This window comes from Staphylococcus arlettae, assembly GCF_025560845.1.
Taxonomy (GTDB): domain Bacteria; phylum Bacillota; class Bacilli; order Staphylococcales; family Staphylococcaceae; genus Staphylococcus; species Staphylococcus arlettae.
Genome location: NZ_CP094803.1, coordinates 1,336,698 through 1,352,252, shown reverse-complemented (window position 1 = coordinate 1,352,252; position 15,555 = coordinate 1,336,698). Strand labels below are relative to the sequence as shown.

Genomic DNA, 15,555 nt, shown 5'->3' with positions numbered 1-15,555 from the left:
CTCTTTTACTCAATATTACTTAATACACCATTAATGAATTTATAATGATCATCATCACTAAATTGTTTTGCCAATTCCACAGCTTCATTAATAACTACTTTTTTAGGTGTGTCACTTTGTAATAATTCAAAAGTTGCCATCCTTAAAATAATACGATCTGTTTTTAACAGTCTATCTAAAGTCCACTCTTTTAAATGGGGTTGGATTTTATCATCTAATACCGTTTCGTGATCTTTAACGCCTGTTACTAGCCAAGTAATAAAGTCGAAATCTAAGTCTTCATTTTCGTCTTTAATAAAGTTTATTGCCTCATTAATCGTCAGTGTATTATTTTTAATTTCAATTTGAAATAATGTTTGGAACGCTTGTGTTCTCGATTCTTTTCTACTCATTGTTAACTCCTTCAAGTGTCATTCTTTTATATCTACGGCTCAGTCACTAAATAACCTACTATTTATTATTTCCTTTGGCTGCAGCGATATGCGAAATGTGAATATTAATTTGCTTCGGTTCAATTGCAGTCATTGTAGTTAAAGCGTTATAAATAGCGTTTTGAATAGCTTTAGCTGTTTCAGAGATATTTACACCTTGTTCGAAAGCACAAAAGACATCGATATATAAATCTTCATCTTTAATTTCAATTTGGATTCCTTTATTTAATTGACGTTGCGTAATTTCATCAAAATTCGCATTTCTCAATTCTTTAAAATGACCATGTATACCTTTAATTTCAGATGTAGCGATACTTGCTGTAACTGCAAGTACCTCTGTTGAAATTTCTATATTTCCTAAATTAGACTGTGCATGTCCTGCAACTTTTACCATAAACAAACCTCCTAGTCTGTTTTTTCATCCATAATATTATGCGTTTCTAAGAATTTTGTATTAAATAAACCACTTCTAAATGTTTCGTTATTTAACAAGCGCATATGGAATGGAATTGTCGTGTCAATTCCTAAAACTACAAATTCTCCTAAAGCACGTAATCCAGTCATAATTGTTTCTTCTCGTGTAGGTTGATGTACTATAAGTTTAGCAACCATAGAATCATAGTATGCCGGGATTGTATAATCCGTATAACATGCAGATTCAATTCTAACTCCAAAGCCACCTGGCGTTAAATACTGTGTGATTTTACCTGGAGATGGCATGAAATTTTTGTATGGATTTTCTGCGTTGATACGAAATTCCATTGCGTGACCATTTATAACAACATCCTCTTGTTTGAAAGGTATCGCTTCGCCCATGGCCACTTTTAATTGTAATTTAACTAAATCGACGCCTGTGACCATCTCAGTTACTGGATGTTCAACTTGGATACGTGTATTCATTTCCATGAAATAAAAATTATTACTATCTAAATCAAAAATAAATTCAATTGTACCCGCATTTTCATAGTTAACTGCTTTAGCTGCGCGTATAGCTGCTTGTCCCATTTCCTCGCGCTTATCTTGCGTTAATATGGGTGATGGTGCTTCTTCGACTAGTTTTTGCATACGACGCTGTATTGTACAATCACGCTCACCTAAATGAACTACATTGCCAAACTTATCGCCTATGACTTGAATTTCTATGTGTCGGAAGTTTTCGATGAATTTTTCTAAATATAAACCCCCATTACCAAAAGCAGTTTCTGCTTCTTGTTGTGTCATCTTATAGCCATTTTCTAATTCTTTTTCATCACGAGCTACTCTGATGCCTTTACCGCCACCACCAGCGGTAGCTTTAATAATAACAGGATAACCTATTTTTTCAGCAATATCTTTTGCATCATCGATAGATTTAATTAATCCTTCGCTACCAGGAACAACTGGAACATCAGCTTTTTTCATTTCTTCTTTAGCAATGTCTTTAATTCCCATTTTTTGAATTGATTCATAATTAGGACCTATGAATTGCAATTGACATGCTTCGCATAATTCAGCAAAGTCTCCGTTTTCAGCTAAAAAACCGTACCCAGGGTGTACGCCATCACAACCAGTTGAAGTTGCAATAGAAAGAATATTTGCGATGTTTAAATATGAATCTTTGGATTGTGTTGGTCCAACGCAGTATGCTTCATCTGCTATTTGAGTATGTAATGCGTCTTTATCGCCTTCAGAATAAATAGCTACTGTTTGTAATCCTAATTCATGACATGCTCTAATAATTCTAACGGCAATTTCTCCGCGATTTGCTATTAAAATTTTATTCATTATTTCACCTTAAATAACGGCTGGCCATACTCAACCATTTGACCGTCTTCAACTAAGATTTCAGTAATTTCCCCGGTAACTTCAGCTTGAATTTCATTAAATAATTTCATTGCTTCTAAGATACATACTGTTGTGTCATTTGCTACAGTATCACCAACTTGTACATAGGCGCTTTCTTCTGGTGAAGGAGATTTATAAAATGTCCCTACCATTGGTGCATTAATTGTTTTCGCATCGCTATCATTAGATGTAGTTGTGACATCCGTTGATGCACTAGGTAGTGTTGCCGGTGTTTCAGCTGGAGCAACTGATTGTTGAACAGGTTGTTGTGAAATTTGTGGTGTAATGATTTCAGTTTCTTTTTCTTTTTTAAGATTAATTACATTACCTTTATCTTCAATATTGATTTCAGTAAGACTTGATTGATCTAAAATTTCTATTAATTCCTTTATCTCTTTAAAATTCATAAATATAACTCCTTCAGAATGTTTTCATCTACCATGCTTATTTTACTTGACTAAAAAACGCAATTCAAGTATATGCACGTTGGTATTGCGTATATTAATTATTTTATCATTTTAATTTACATTTTTGTGTATTTATATCATAAAAATAAAAAGCGAGTCAGAAATCATATAAGGTGAAATGATTTCTGACTCGCTGAGTGTAGACTTGATACTCAGATAGAGTTTATTACTATTACACTAACATAAGCGCTTGTCTGTCGTTTAGTTATTATCCAAGATTCGTTATTGGCTTAGCCTCTTGAAATATAACTACCATCGCTTGTATTGATTACCAAAATGTCACCTTCATTAACGAATAAAGGTACGTTTAAAGTGTAACCTGTTTCAACAGTAGCAGATTTAGTAGCACCTGTTGCCGTATCTCCTTTGATACCTGGTTCTGTTTCAGTCACTTCTAATTCAACTGTTTTAGGTAATTCTACGCCAATAGTTTCACCTTCATAAGTTTGAATTTGGACTTCCATGTTAGCTTTTAAGTATTTTAGTTCATCTTCTAAATAATCAGCTGCTAGTTCTATTTGGTCGAAAGTTTGATTGTCCATAAATACATGCATGTCACCATCTGCATAAAGGTATTGCATACGACGGTTTTCAATCATCGCTTGCTCAACTTTTTCACCCGCTCTAAAGGTTTTTTCTTGGATAGCACCTGTTCTTAAATTACGTAATTTAGAACGCACAAACGCTGAACCTTTACCTGGTTTTACGTGTTGGAAATCAATTACTTTCCAAATACCATTATCTACTGAAATTGTTAAACCTGTTTTAAAATCATTAACCGAAATCATTCAGTTTCCTCCTCAAATATACGCTCTTCTATAAAATAATAAGGTCTTTTGTGGAATTAGTAAAGCGTTGACAACCATTTTCTGTGATTAAAATATCATCTTCGATACGTACGCCACCTAATCCGTCTATATAAATGCCGGGTTCAATTGTAACACAATTATTAACTTGTAAGGCACTGTCTGTATTTTTTGCTAAAACTGGCCCTTCATGTACATCTAAACCGATACCATGTCCAAGTGAATGACCAAATGCCTCACCATATCCTTGCTTGGTAATGTAATCACGGGCAACCGCATCTAATGCTTTACTAGAAATACCAGCTTTAGCAGCTTCTATAGCTTTCTGATTTGCAGCTAATACAATGTTATAAATTTCTTTAAGTTTTGGATTAGGTTCTCCAATAGCAAATGTTCTAGTAATATCTGAAGCATAACCTTGATAATATGCCCCGAAGTCTAAGGTAATCATATCTCCTTGTTCGATAATTTTGTCGCTTGCAACGCCATGAGGCAAGGCACCACGATGTCCAGATGCAACAATAGTAGAGAACGATGTTCCTTCAGCACCAAGCTCTAATAATTTACTTTCTAATTTAGCTTTTAATTGTTGTTCCGTCATACCACTTTTGGCTACTGTTAAAATGTACTCATACGCTTGGTCTACAATATTCGCAGCACTTTGGATAATTTCAATTTCTGTCGGGTTTTTAACTTCTCTAATTTTTTCAATTGCGCCACTAATACTAATTAAACTAACGTAAGATTTACTGAGTTGTAAATACTCATCATAACTTACTAAATTTCCTTCAAAACCAATGTTTTGTAAATTTAGTGTGCTTATTTGTTCTTTTAGAGATTGAATGAGACTGTTTTGTCGATTAATTATATGGAATGCTGGTGCTTCACTTGTTGCTTGTTCAATATAACGGAAATCAGTAATCAAATACTGTTCCTCTTTTGTGATAAGTAACGCCCCGCTCGTACCAGTAAAACCTGATAAATAGCGTCTGTTATATTCAGATAATACAATGACACCATCTAAATGTTTTTGTGCAATAAAGGATCTTAATTGTTCAAGTTTGTCCATGCTGAATCCCCCTATTCAATAAATTTGTACATTTTCTTTATATACATTAAAATGATAGCATAAATAATATGATAATAAATAGTTTTTGAATTAGGAGAAAATGATGAAAAAGAAAATAATATCAATTATTGGCGCATCATGTATACTCGCGGGATGTGGTAGTCAAAATCTAGCGCCATTAGAAGAAAAATCGACTGATTTACGAGAAAAAAATCATAATTTAAAATTAGATATTCAAGAACTAAACCAAAGTATAACTGATCAAAAAGCTAAAATTGCTGATTTGAAGCAAGATAAAGCAAATATGAAAAAAGCTAAAAGTAATGAAAAGCGTGTTAATTATATGAAAGCATCATCAAAATATTATGATGATATTGCTAATGTCATTAGTGACTATAATTCACTTGAACCAGACTTAACTAAAAATAAAGCCGATCAGAAAATACAAAGTAAATTAGACAAGTTAATTAGTAATACTGATAAAGCATACGCTACATATGAAGGCAAGGTTGATACTGATGACATGTCTTCAGATGCAAAAAGTAAGCACAAAAATATAAAAACACTTAATAAAGACTTATCAAAAGCTTTAGCTAAAATTAAAGAGGGATACAGTGCCAAAGATAAAAAGAAATTAAAAGCAGGGCAACAAGACTTAACTGAAGTAAGTATTAACGAACAATAACTTACATGAAAGGAGCATAATAGCAATGATGAAGCAGATTTTATTTTATTTTGTCATAGCGGTTGCACTATTTGGACTAATTATGAACTTAGATACGTTTATTTTTAGTTTCGTGCAAATGGTTATTAGTTTAGCCATATTAGGTGGGATTATTTATTTAATTTATTACTTTTTCTTTTTAACACCAGATCAGCGGAAATATAAACGAGCAGTTAGAAAATCTAAACGTCGTAATAAACATTAATTACAACTTGCAACATGCTATAAAATAAAGGGCTGAGTGACAAGTAGTAACATAGCCTCAAAACGTAGATAAACCCTTCGCATTAATTTGCGAAAGGTTTATTTTTATTTATATAAGTTATTCAAAATAGCACGTTCCGCAGACTATAGGCTAAGGCAGTGCCCGGGAAAAGCGTGCATAAAAACTGCCAACAAAGTCAGAAGATTTGTCGACAGTTTTAGACTATCAATAACTGAATCGTTTAATTAACAGCGTATTAAGTTATTGTGCAGATGCATATGAAGCTCATTATTTACGATAATTCCATTCATCAGATTTATATTTTATTATTAATTCATCTACTTCTTGTAATTGTGATGGCGTAAGTTTGAGTGGTTTGAATTCAATATCTAAACCTTTTTTAAAGCCAGCTTCAAATGCTGATTCCATTTCAGCAATAGAAATATGACGTTCTGCAATATCATTGATTGCTACAGCTTTATCGACAAACGCTTGTTTCATTTTATCTTTCAAGCGATCATTTTTAAAAATAAACAAGTCGAAAAGTTCATCAATATCAACATCTTGTAATAAAGAACCGTGTTGTAATATAACACCTTTTTGACGAACTTGTGCACTACCGGCAATTTTTCGCCCTTCTACTACTAATTCATACCAACTAGGTGCATCAAAACAAACAGCGCTACGTGGTTGCTTTAACTTTTCTCGCTCTTCTTCGGAACGTGGAATTGCGAAATATGCATCAAATCCTAATAATTTGAATCCTTCAAGTAACCCTTCAGAAATAACACGATATGCTTCTGTTATTGTACTAGGCATGTTAGGATGTGATTCAGGAACAATAACACTATAAGTCAATTCCTTGTCATGTAGTACACCTCTACCACCGGTTTGTCTTCTGATTAAACCATAGCCAAGTGCTTTGACTTTTGCAGTGTCAATTTCTTTAGTTAATCTTTGGAAATATCCCACTGACAAGGTAGCCGGGTTCCACGTATAAAAGCGTATAACTGGGTCAATTTCACCTCTTGATACAAAATTTAGTAATGCCTCATCAAATGCCATGTTATAGTAAGGATCATTACTACCAGTATTTATAAAATTCCAAGTTTCAGTCACAATAAAAAACTCCAATCAATATTAAATAAGAACATTTATTTTTGTTATCGTTTACAGAACTTTAACATTATAACAAAAATATTTTGATAAATCGTTATAACAGTCTTATAATATATATTATCGGGAAAATAGGGAGGATGCAAGATGAGTAGTTTTTGGTTTATAGCATTAGCAATACTAATTATTATCATTGTTTATATGATAGTTAACTATATGCTTAATAAAAAAGCTGTTACTGAATTAAATCAAAATGAATTTCATAACGGTTTAAGAAAAGCACAAGTCATTGATGTTAGAGAAAAAGTTGACTATGATTATGGCCATATTGTTGGTTCAAGAAATATTCCTATTACAATGTTTAAACAAAGATTTCAAGGTTTAAGAAAAGACCAACCTATTTATCTTTGTGATGCGAATGGGATTGCGAGTTATCGTGCAGCACGTACATTAAAGAAAAACGGTTACACTGATTTGTACATGCTCAAAGGCGGTTATAAAAAATGGACTGGCAAAATTAAATCTAAAAAATAATAAATTGATGGTAATAATTTTAAATGATAGAGTAATGCTCAACTAAATTAATGTAAGTAAATACTCTTAAAAATCGTTGCTAATTTTTAAAAACCCCCTGATGATACTTTAAAAGTTCATCAGGGGGTTTTCTAATTATTTTTCGCTACGTAAGTTTTCAAATTTTAAAACAGGTTTTCTCGCAGCTTGTGTTTCATCTAAACGATCAATAATAGTAGTATGTGGTGCTTCTAACACTTTATCCGGATCATTTTTAGCTTCTTCAGCAATTTGAATCATAGAGTCACAAAAATAGTCTAAAGTCTCTTTGGATTCGGTTTCTGTTGGTTCAATCATCATGCCCTCTTCTACGTTAAGTGGGAAATAAATTGTTGGTGGATGTACACCAAAATCCAATAAGCGTTTCGCCATATCTAATGTTCGAACACCTTCAGATTTTTGCTTAGAACCACTTAGAACAAATTCGTGTTTACAATATTGTTCATAAGGAATTTCAAAATGATCTTTTAAGCGTGCTTTAATGTAATTCGCATTAAGTACGGCTGCTTCTGAAACTTCTTTCAAACCTAAATTACCCATAGTTCGAATGTAGGTATATGCACGTAAATATATACCAAAATTACCATAAAACGGTTTAACACGACCGATGGAATTTTCAATATCATTATCATATTTGAAAGTATCATTTTCTTTTACGACCATTGGTTTTGGTAAAAAGCTTGCAAGTTCCTTTTTAACGCCGATAGGACCAGATCCTGGACCACCGCCACCATGAGGACCAGTGAACGTTTTATGCAAGTTTAAGTGAACAGCATCAAAGCCCATGTCACCAGGTCTTACTTTATCCATAATGGCATTTAAGTTTGCTCCATCATAATACAATAATCCACCTGCTTCATGAACAATGTTGCGGATGTCCATAATATTCTTTTCGAAAATACCTAAAGTATTTGGATTCGTTAACATAATAGCAGCTGTATTTTCATTAACTAAACGCTTCAAATCTTCAACATCGACTTCTCCACGTTCATTTGATTTAACAGTGACAGCTTTAAAACCTGCAAAAGCAGCTGATGCTGGGTTAGTACCGTGTGCTGAGTCTGGTACTATTACTTCATTACGATGACCTTCACCATTTTTTTGATGGTATGCTTTAAAGATCATTAAAGCCGTCCATTCACCATGAGCGCCTGCTGCGGGTTGTAATGTAACTTCATCCATACCAGTAATTGCTTTCAGTTCTTCTTGTAAATTATGAACAATTTCCAGTGAACCTTGTACTTGATCTTCTTCTTGTAATGGATGTGATTCCGCAAATCCAGGTATTCGTGCCACTTTTTCATTGATTTTTGGATTATATTTCATCGTACAAGAACCAAGTGGATAAAAACCTGAATCGACACCAAAGTTTTTATTAGATAATTCAGTATAATGACGCACTAAATCTAATTCAGCTACTTCAGGGAATTCTGCTTTGTTTTTTCTAATGAACTTATCATCTAAAAGACGATTAACTGCATCATTATCAATTTCTTTTTGCGGCAAGGAATAAGCATATCTATCCTTTTTAGAACGTTCGAATATTAATGGTGTTGATTTACTTACTACCATTGAGTTCACCTGCTTTCTCAACAAATGTATCTATTTCATCTTTTGTTCTTAACTCAGTTACTGCAATTAACATATTTTGTGCTAAGTTTGAATCTACTTGGCCTAAATCGAAACCACCAATGAAGCCTTCTTCAGCTAATAATTGGTTAATTTCTGCGATTGGTTTATCAAATGTTACAACAAATTCGTTAAATGATGTACCTTCTGCAACTTTAAAACCTTGTGCTTTAAATTGTTCTTTTGCATAGTTAGCATTTTCAAAGTTTTGAACTGCGATATCATATATGCCTTGTTTACCAAGTGCTGACATACATATTGATGAAGCCAGTGCATTTAATGCTTGGTTTGAACAAATGTTTGAGGTTGCTTTGTCACGACGAATATGTTGTTCACGTGCTTGTAATGTTAATACAAAGCCACGGTTACCATCATCATCTTCTGTTTGACCAACTAAGCGACCAGGTATTTTACGCATTAATTTTTTAGTTGTTGCGAAAAAGCCACAGTGTGGTCCACCAAATTGTGCTGGAATACCGAACGGTTGCGTATCACCAACAACAATATCAGCTCCAAAAGTACCAGGTGGAGTTAATAAGCCAAGTGCAAGTGGATTCGCATAGACAATAAACAATGCTTTTTTAGATTCGATAAAGGATTGAATTTTTTCCAAATCTTCAATAGAACCATAGAAGTTAGGATATTGTACTGCAACTGCAGCAGTATCATCATCTATTGCTTTTTCTAATTTATCTAAATCTGTAATAGTACCATCTAAATCAACTTCTACAATTTCAAACTCTTCACGTGTTTTTACATATGTTTTCAACACTTGTAATGCTTGGTAATGCATGCCTTTAGAAACGACAATTTTATTTTTTCTAGTTTGGTTGAAGGCTAAAATACATGCCTCTGCAAAACTTGTCATTCCATCATACATAGAAGAATTGGCAATATCCATATCTGTTAATTCACAAATTAACGTTTGGAATTCAAAAATAGCTTGTAATTCCCCTTGTGATATTTCAGGTTGGTATGGCGTATATGCAGTGTAAAATTCTGATCTAGAAATCATAGCATCAACTACAGATGGCGCATAATGATCATATACACCGGCACCTAAAAATGATGTATGTGTTTCTTTAGTGACGTTTTTACTTGCGATTTGACTTAACTTTCTAAATAATGTTGTTTCCGGAACAGCATTAGCAATTTGTAATTCGTCGTTTAATAAAATATCTTTAGGTACATCTCCAAATAATTCATCAATGGACTTGGCACCTATAACATCTAACATTTCTTGTTTATCTTGTTCAGTTAATGGAATATAACGATGACTCACTTTGTACACCCCTCAATACTATTTTGAAATTTGATTTTTTTTAACGATTTTAGCTTTAACTTGTCTCTTTCTAACCTGAACCAATACTTCTTTATCTAATTCAAATTCGCTTCTCTCAATTAATGCTAAAGCGATTGATTTACCAGAAAATGGAGATTGCGTACCCGAAGTTACTTCACCAATTTCATTATTATCCAGGTCATATACTTTATAACCAGTTCTTGGAATGCCTTTATCTATCATTTCTAATCCAACAGCTCTGCGTTTAGATCCATTTTCTTTTTGATCTTTTAATACAGATTTCCCTATAAAATCAGCCTCTATTAATGGCTTAGCCGCAAAAGCAATTCCAGCTTCATATGGTGTGATTGATTCAGTTAAATCTTGACCATGTAAAGGTAAACCAGCTTCCAATCTTAGTGTATCTCTAGCACCTAATCCACAAGGTACTACATTGTTATCAATAAGGTTATCCCATATTTCTACAGTATCTTGTGCTTCACAATAAATTTCAAAACCATCTTCACCGGTATAACCTGATTGTGAAAGAATTACATTTTTACCAAAACAAGATACGTTTGTTTTGAATTCAAATGGTTTCATTTCGGATACGTCAATATCTACATGCTCCTGTATAAGTCCACGTGCCTCAGGACCTTGAACTGCCAATTGACCATATTGGTTTGATACATTCGTTACTTGAGCATCAAAATCTTGTGCATGTTGTTGCATCCATTCAAAATCTTTATCTGTATTACCTGCATTGACAACAAGTAAATAAGATTGGTCAGCTAATTTGTATGTTATTAAATCATCAATAATGCCACCATCCTCATTACATAAAGCAGTATATTGTGCTTTTTCTGTAGTAAGCTGATCGGTATCATTTGAAAGTAGGTATTGAACCAATTGGTCAGCTTCTGGACCTTCTATTAGTACTTCTCCCATATGACTAACATCAAATAATCCTACCGCAGTTCGAACAGCATTATGTTCTTCTTTAATACTAGAAAACTGGACAGGCATTGCCCAACCACCAAATTCTACAATTTTAGCTCCACTGTCCACAAATGTTTGGTACAATGGCGTTTGTTTAAGATTACTAGACATCAAGATACCCCCAATTAAATATTTATTAAAAAAACAGGATAGCTAAATAAGCTACCCTGTCACATTATTCAGGAACGCGTCACAGTGTTATCCTTTTGCCTGAGAGTTTCGTTAAACTTGCACCTTCGGCGATGACGTTTATACATTGTCATTCTCTCCAACACTGATCAATCGCTAATCAAACTTTGTATAATTTCACTCTGTAAATCACAAAGTTTTTGATTACTATTAACTTTTTTGAATGCGATTTCATTATATCTTGAAACCCTAGATAAATACAACCATTTTAATTCAGGAAATGTTTTGTTATTCGCATTCGGTCGATTTTCGTCGGATTTCACACGTTCATATAAAACCTCTAATTCACAATCTAACCAATAAACATATTTTACTTGTTTCAACAATTGGAGCGATTGTTCACCTTCAATAATACCTCCACCAGTAGCAATAATATCGTACTGTTCGAGACATTGTTGTAAATAAAATGCTTCTAATTGTCTAAAAACAGATTCACCATCTGACTCGAAAATTTCTGGGATGGTTCTTTGTTCTTGTTCTACAATATAATGATCTAAATCAATATATGTGTAATTATTAGCTTTTGCCATGTACTGACCTAATGTTGTTTTGCCAGTACCCATAAATCCTATTAATACTATTGGCGTTAAAGCACTATTCATGAATGAAATCTTCCTTTTATATGTGTTTTTCAATTTGGGAATCATAATATTTTTCTATATTATTTAAAGTTTTAAGTTTTAAACTATGATGAATTAAATAGAAAGATATTAAAGATAAATATAGCATAAAAAACCCGGCAACAAAAGAGGATAAAAACCCTTTCATACTATAAATAGATTGTTTTTTCAAAATATTCCCCCTTTTCTACTAATTTTAAATGTATTGCTAAATGATGGGTTGCTATTGTTGCTACACGAAAAGATAATACATTATTCAATAAAATAATATATCCGTTATCATTTACTTGTTTAATAACTTTCCCATTTTTATAACTATAAGAATATGTTTGATTTTTCGAGGTTGCTATTGAAAATTTCTGGGGATGAATAATTGTTAATTTATGTTGTGAAGTAACGATAGATTGAGTGATATCACGTGCAAATAATTCTAGTTCTATATATTGTGTAGAGGTGTAATGTGAATTAAATAGTACTGCTTGTTTGATAAGTAATGGGAGTAAATGAGCAGCAATTGTTAAAATCAACATCGTAAATAGCATTTCGATAAAACTAAAGCTTTTTATTTTTATATTCATAGCAAAGATCTTCTTTCAAACTGTGATTCTTAATACACACGTTTTTTAAATGATAGGTAATTTTATATTGAGCAATTGTTTTAGACTTTTTATCAATAGTCTTGGATAAAGTTAAATCATAAAGTAAAATTCTTTTAGCCTCTAGTTTGTTCAATTGATTTTGAAGTGTAGTTTCTAATTGATAAGTTAATGGAATAATTTCGAGGCAAAGCGTCATGATTAGTGAAAATGTTAATAAACTATCCAGCAATATATTACTCTTTAACTTTTTCATATCTAATAGTCCCTTTTTCAATATTAAATATTATTCGGAAAAGTTGCTGCTGTAATTTAATATATAATGAACCAAATTGATGTGTATTACCATGTTTATCAAATGTCAGGTGTTTTAAATTAGTTTTAGGATGGATGAAACCATTAGTAATTAGTATGGGTTGATATGATGTATTTTGCATATCCATCATAGATATTTCTTGATTATATGGTTTGAAAAACATTGTTATAGATTGGTTTTCTTTAATTGCTTTAGATTTAAAATAGTAAAATTTTAGAATCAACTGCTGAATTTGATTGTCACGTGTATAAACGCTGTGTGTGTCATGTAGAAATTTCATTTGCATATACAATATAATCGCAATAATTGATAAAACAAATAACATTTCAATATAAGTAAATGCGTGCCTAGCTAGCAACAGCTTCACCATTAGTAATTGTAATATTTGCACCGGATTTACATTGTTTTTGATTCTCTTTAATATACCCCTCTCGAACAAGGTCATCTATTGTTGCTGGTGCTTGATTATTTTTTAATGTGTATGCTTCTATTTGGCTATCGACCATTTTTAATTGTGCTTTACAACCTGTATTTTGTATATGCTTTGATTGTTTTGCAATATTAGGGATTATTAGTATGAGTAATAAACTAATGATTAATAGTACGAGTAACATTTCTATTAATGTAAAAGCTTTTGTAACAGTTCTTTTATACATTTTTTTCATATTTACTCCTTTTAATAAGTTATTATTTTAAAGTTTGCATTAAATCAAACATCGGTAGCATAATTACTGCGTAAAGTGCGACAATTAATATCGCTAGTATTAGAAAGATTGTGGGTTGTATAAAACGAATTTGCTGTTGAAATCTATTTTGAATTTTATCAATAATGATTGTGCTATAAAGTTGTAGCTCAATACCTAATTTACCACTGCGTTCACCTTGTTGTATAAATGTAATTAATTCTGTTTCAATACAAGGTACACGTGATAATATTTGGTCTAATTTATCTCCTTTAGTGGTATGAATTGCAATTACAGAAGCTAAATAATTGAGGTATAAATCTTCCTGTTGCTGATATAAGTTTACGATGTGATGCAAGGTAACACCGTGTTTGTAAAATAACGCGAATTCAGAAGCAAATTGATATGTTTTATATAAACGGTAATAATGGTGGAAAATTGGAAGCTTAGAAAGTAATCTAATTTGTTTATTAATGGGTAAACGTTGAATAATTTTACGCATAATAATTAAAATGAGGAATATACTAATAAAAAATATACTAATAAATTTCGGTAAGACCATAATCGAGTATGTCAATAAGTGTTGAAATGGAGAACGAGTCACATCCATTGTTGCAAATAACGTTTCAAACTCTGGAATAACTGTATGATTTAAAATGGTGAGCATCAAGAAGAATATACTACATAAAATAACGGGGTATTGTAAAGCTTTTAACAAGTATAGCTTTACTTCATAGTTTCTTTTTAAATAGTCTTGAATATGTGGTAAACATTCGTTTAAATCGCTAAATTTTTCAGTAAATAATACTAACATTATCGTGGGTTTTGGATACTTTAGCTGTGATAACAGTTGATTACACGTTGCACCTTCAGCTATATATGCCAGTAACTCAGCTTTATACTGTTCTGGAATGTTGTATTGTTTTATTATAAAGTGAAATGCCTCAGAAATTGTAAAACCATGTGTAAGTAAATCATGTAAACGACCAATAAGACTAATTTTATCCTTATCACTGAGCTTTTTTTGGTTAAATGTATTTTTGTACCACTTTTTCACAAATAACCCCCTTTTGCGATAATCGTTTTAATATATTCGGCAAAGTTTGGAAATCTTCTGGTAGTCTATAATTATTGTTAAAGAAGTAATGTATATCTTCATATGATAAGCTTTCTGCTACTAAATATCGATGCTTGTCATTAGAAGTAATGAGTCGTTGGTTAGTAATATTAATAATAGTTTGTACTAATTCCTGATTTGTGAGCCCCATTTCTAATAAACGAAGTAATGCCCCTTCACAACTATTGGCATGTAATGTTGTCAAAACAAGATGTCCACTTAAACTCGCGTGTATGACTTGTTTAGCTATTTCAGCATTTCTTATTTCACCAATTAAGATTACGTCTGGATCGCATCTTAAAATAGCTTTAAAAGAATTGTGATAGTCAATGCCAGCTTTAGTGTTTACCGAAATTTGCGTAATACCATCTATAATTCTTTCAACTGGGTCTTCAATAGTAATCACATTTAAATTTAATTGTTCTTTTGCATACAAACTCATTTGATACATTGATGTACTTTTCCCCGAGCCTGTTGGACCTGTGAATAACACCAAGCCTTGTTTTTTCGTCATTAAATGATATAAATAATCCAATTGCATTTCTTCAGTTGATTGGTAGAAGTATTGTGGAATTATTCTAATAACACAGCTTTCAATTCCTAATGATAACGGCAACGTGGAAATACGTAAGTAATATAACTGCTTATAGTTATAAATATAACGGCCACTTTGTGCAATGTGGTGTGTAGAAACATCTAGGCATGCTTGATATTTCATATAAGTTAAAAGTTTAGCATAGGTATGCTTAGTCATTTTTTGAAAATCTATTAAACTTTCATTCACCCGCAATTTAATAACTACTTCATTTTCGACTGGTATAAAATGAATATCAGACGTTTTCTGTTTGATGGCCTTGGTCATAATATCTTCTTCAAAAAATCACCTCCTACATATATACACGTAGAAGG

20 protein-coding genes and 1 riboswitch are annotated in these 15,555 nt (G+C 32.2%); of the genes, 3 read left to right on the top strand and 17 right to left on the bottom strand.

The genetic code is table 11. From position 1 onward, the window contains the following. Window positions 1-5: 5 nt before the first annotated feature. The 6 genes from nusB to MUA37_RS06560 all read right to left on the bottom strand — a co-directional run bounded on the left by nusB (window position 6) and on the right by MUA37_RS06560 (window position 4,597). The gene (gene nusB / locus MUA37_RS06585; protein WP_002509739.1) at window positions 6-392 is read right to left on the bottom strand and encodes a transcription antitermination factor NusB; all 387 of its coding nucleotides are present in this window, start codon (window positions 390-392) and stop codon (window positions 6-8) included. A gap of 58 nt (window positions 393-450) precedes the next feature. Then, entirely contained in the window at window positions 451-825 is a 375-nt protein-coding gene (locus MUA37_RS06580; RefSeq protein ID WP_002509740.1) for an Asp23/Gls24 family envelope stress response protein, read from the bottom strand. Between the two features lie 11 nt (window positions 826-836). Beyond that, window positions 837-2,195 carry an acetyl-CoA carboxylase biotin carboxylase subunit gene (gene accC / locus MUA37_RS06575; protein ID WP_262624388.1) on the bottom strand — a complete coding sequence of 453 codons (1,359 nt, stop codon included), beginning with the start codon at window positions 2,193-2,195 and terminating at the stop codon, window positions 837-839. Continuing rightward, window positions 2,195-2,662 carry an acetyl-CoA carboxylase biotin carboxyl carrier protein gene (gene accB, locus MUA37_RS06570; protein ID WP_002509742.1) on the bottom strand — a complete coding sequence of 156 codons (468 nt, stop codon included), beginning with the start codon at window positions 2,660-2,662 and terminating at the stop codon, window positions 2,195-2,197. The genes accC and accB overlap by 1 nt, the downstream gene beginning before the upstream one ends. Before the next feature lie 290 nt (window positions 2,663-2,952). Beyond that, window positions 2,953-3,510 (bottom strand): elongation factor P, encoded by a 558-nt coding sequence (efp, locus tag MUA37_RS06565; RefSeq protein WP_002509743.1) that lies wholly within the window; start codon window positions 3,508-3,510, stop codon window positions 2,953-2,955. Between the two features lie 28 nt (window positions 3,511-3,538). Beyond that, entirely contained in the window at window positions 3,539-4,597 is a 1,059-nt protein-coding gene (locus MUA37_RS06560) for a M24 family metallopeptidase (protein ID WP_262624387.1), read from the bottom strand. 103 nt (window positions 4,598-4,700) lie between these two features. On the opposite strand from MUA37_RS06560, the gene MUA37_RS06555 reads away from it, so the two are divergent. Then, window positions 4,701-5,282, top strand: a complete 582-nt coding sequence (locus MUA37_RS06555) for a hypothetical protein (protein ID WP_103387869.1) — start codon at window positions 4,701-4,703, stop codon at window positions 5,280-5,282. Window positions 5,283-5,310: 28 nt separating this feature from the next. Further along, entirely contained in the window at window positions 5,311-5,526 is a 216-nt protein-coding gene (locus MUA37_RS06550; protein ID WP_002509746.1) for an SA1362 family protein, read from the top strand. 288 nt (window positions 5,527-5,814) lie between these two features. On the opposite strand, the gene MUA37_RS06545 is transcribed toward MUA37_RS06550, so the two are convergent. After that, entirely contained in the window at window positions 5,815-6,645 is an 831-nt protein-coding gene (locus MUA37_RS06545; protein WP_002509747.1) for a lipoate--protein ligase family protein, read from the bottom strand. Window positions 6,646-6,789: 144 nt separating this feature from the next. Here MUA37_RS06545 and MUA37_RS06540 point away from each other — a divergent pair, with 144 nt between their 5' ends. Then, window positions 6,790-7,176: a rhodanese-like domain-containing protein gene (locus MUA37_RS06540; RefSeq protein WP_021459932.1), complete on the top strand. Its 387-nt coding sequence runs from the start codon at window positions 6,790-6,792 to the stop codon at window positions 7,174-7,176. Window positions 7,177-7,311: 135 nt separating this feature from the next. Here MUA37_RS06540 and gcvPB read toward each other — a convergent pair whose 3' ends face one another. The 10 genes from gcvPB to comGA all read right to left on the bottom strand — a co-directional run bounded on the left by gcvPB (window position 7,312) and on the right by comGA (window position 15,508). Then, entirely contained in the window at window positions 7,312-8,787 is a 1,476-nt protein-coding gene (gene gcvPB, locus MUA37_RS06535) for an aminomethyl-transferring glycine dehydrogenase subunit GcvPB (RefSeq protein WP_002509749.1), read from the bottom strand. Then, window positions 8,774-10,126 carry an aminomethyl-transferring glycine dehydrogenase subunit GcvPA gene (gcvPA, locus tag MUA37_RS06530; RefSeq protein WP_002509750.1) on the bottom strand — a complete coding sequence of 451 codons (1,353 nt, stop codon included), beginning with the start codon at window positions 10,124-10,126 and terminating at the stop codon, window positions 8,774-8,776. The genes gcvPB and gcvPA overlap by 14 nt, the downstream gene beginning before the upstream one ends. An 18-nt stretch (window positions 10,127-10,144) precedes the next feature. After that, a complete protein-coding gene (gcvT, locus tag MUA37_RS06525) occupies window positions 10,145-11,236 on the bottom strand; it encodes a glycine cleavage system aminomethyltransferase GcvT (RefSeq protein WP_021459931.1) in 1,092 nt (363 codons plus the stop codon). Window positions 11,237-11,313: 77 nt separating this feature from the next. Then, window positions 11,314-11,407: riboswitch (glycine riboswitch) on the bottom strand. Beyond that, window positions 11,404-11,916, bottom strand: coding sequence for a shikimate kinase (locus MUA37_RS06520; RefSeq protein WP_002509752.1), 513 nt, complete (start codon window positions 11,914-11,916; stop codon window positions 11,404-11,406). Its footprint overlaps the riboswitch before it by 4 nt. Window positions 11,917-12,083: 167 nt before the next feature. Continuing rightward, on the bottom strand, window positions 12,084-12,512 hold the full coding sequence (locus MUA37_RS06515; RefSeq protein ID WP_002509754.1) for a competence type IV pilus minor pilin ComGF: 429 nt from the start codon (window positions 12,510-12,512) through the stop codon (window positions 12,084-12,086). Beyond that, window positions 12,487-12,786, bottom strand: a complete 300-nt coding sequence (locus MUA37_RS06510) for a hypothetical protein (protein WP_002509755.1) — start codon at window positions 12,784-12,786, stop codon at window positions 12,487-12,489. Before MUA37_RS06510 ends, MUA37_RS06515 begins: the two co-directional genes overlap by 26 nt. Further along, complete coding sequence (gene comGD / locus MUA37_RS06505; RefSeq protein WP_103387867.1) at window positions 12,767-13,204, bottom strand: competence type IV pilus minor pilin ComGD; 438 nt, start codon at window positions 13,202-13,204, stop codon at window positions 12,767-12,769. Before comGD ends, MUA37_RS06510 begins: the two co-directional genes overlap by 20 nt. Further along, complete coding sequence (gene comGC / locus MUA37_RS06500; RefSeq protein ID WP_103387866.1) at window positions 13,194-13,502, bottom strand: competence type IV pilus major pilin ComGC; 309 nt, start codon at window positions 13,500-13,502, stop codon at window positions 13,194-13,196. Before comGC ends, comGD begins: the two co-directional genes overlap by 11 nt. A gap of 31 nt (window positions 13,503-13,533) precedes the next feature. Continuing rightward, window positions 13,534-14,586: a competence type IV pilus assembly protein ComGB gene (comGB, locus tag MUA37_RS06495; protein WP_262624386.1), complete on the bottom strand. Its 1,053-nt coding sequence runs from the start codon at window positions 14,584-14,586 to the stop codon at window positions 13,534-13,536. Then, window positions 14,558-15,508 carry a competence type IV pilus ATPase ComGA gene (gene comGA, locus MUA37_RS06490; RefSeq protein ID WP_262624385.1) on the bottom strand — a complete coding sequence of 317 codons (951 nt, stop codon included), beginning with the start codon at window positions 15,506-15,508 and terminating at the stop codon, window positions 14,558-14,560. Before comGA ends, comGB begins: the two co-directional genes overlap by 29 nt. Window positions 15,509-15,555: the final 47 nt, after the last annotated feature.

Coding starts and splice junctions, on each gene's coding strand:
- nusB (WP_002509739.1), bottom strand. CDS start 392: ATGAGTAGAAAAGAATCGAGAACACAAGCGTTCCAAACATTATTTCAA.
- MUA37_RS06580 (WP_002509740.1), bottom strand. CDS start 825: ATGGTAAAAGTTGCAGGACATGCACAGTCTAATTTAGGAAATATAGAA.
- accC (WP_262624388.1), bottom strand. CDS start 2,195: ATGAATAAAATTTTAATAGCAAATCGCGGAGAAATTGCCGTTAGAATT.
- accB (WP_002509742.1), bottom strand. CDS start 2,662: ATGAATTTTAAAGAGATAAAGGAATTAATAGAAATTTTAGATCAATCA.
- efp (WP_002509743.1), bottom strand. CDS start 3,510: ATGATTTCGGTTAATGATTTTAAAACAGGTTTAACAATTTCAGTAGAT.
- MUA37_RS06560 (WP_262624387.1), bottom strand. CDS start 4,597: ATGGACAAACTTGAACAATTAAGATCCTTTATTGCACAAAAACATTTA.
- MUA37_RS06555 (WP_103387869.1), top strand. CDS start 4,701: ATGAAAAAGAAAATAATATCAATTATTGGCGCATCATGTATACTCGCG.
- MUA37_RS06550 (WP_002509746.1), top strand. CDS start 5,311: ATGAAGCAGATTTTATTTTATTTTGTCATAGCGGTTGCACTATTTGGA.
- MUA37_RS06540 (WP_021459932.1), top strand. CDS start 6,790: ATGAGTAGTTTTTGGTTTATAGCATTAGCAATACTAATTATTATCATT.
- gcvPB (WP_002509749.1), bottom strand. CDS start 8,787: ATGGTAGTAAGTAAATCAACACCATTAATATTCGAACGTTCTAAAAAG.
- gcvT (WP_021459931.1), bottom strand. CDS start 11,236: ATGTCTAGTAATCTTAAACAAACGCCATTGTACCAAACATTTGTGGAC.
- MUA37_RS06520 (WP_002509752.1), bottom strand. CDS start 11,916: ATGAATAGTGCTTTAACGCCAATAGTATTAATAGGATTTATGGGTACT.
- MUA37_RS06515 (WP_002509754.1), bottom strand. CDS start 12,512: ATGAATATAAAAATAAAAAGCTTTAGTTTTATCGAAATGCTATTTACG.
- MUA37_RS06510 (WP_002509755.1), bottom strand. CDS start 12,786: ATGAAAAAGTTAAAGAGTAATATATTGCTGGATAGTTTATTAACATTT.
- comGC (WP_103387866.1), bottom strand. CDS start 13,502: ATGTATAAAAGAACTGTTACAAAAGCTTTTACATTAATAGAAATGTTA.
- comGA (WP_262624385.1), bottom strand. CDS start 15,508: ATGACCAAGGCCATCAAACAGAAAACGTCTGATATTCATTTTATACCA.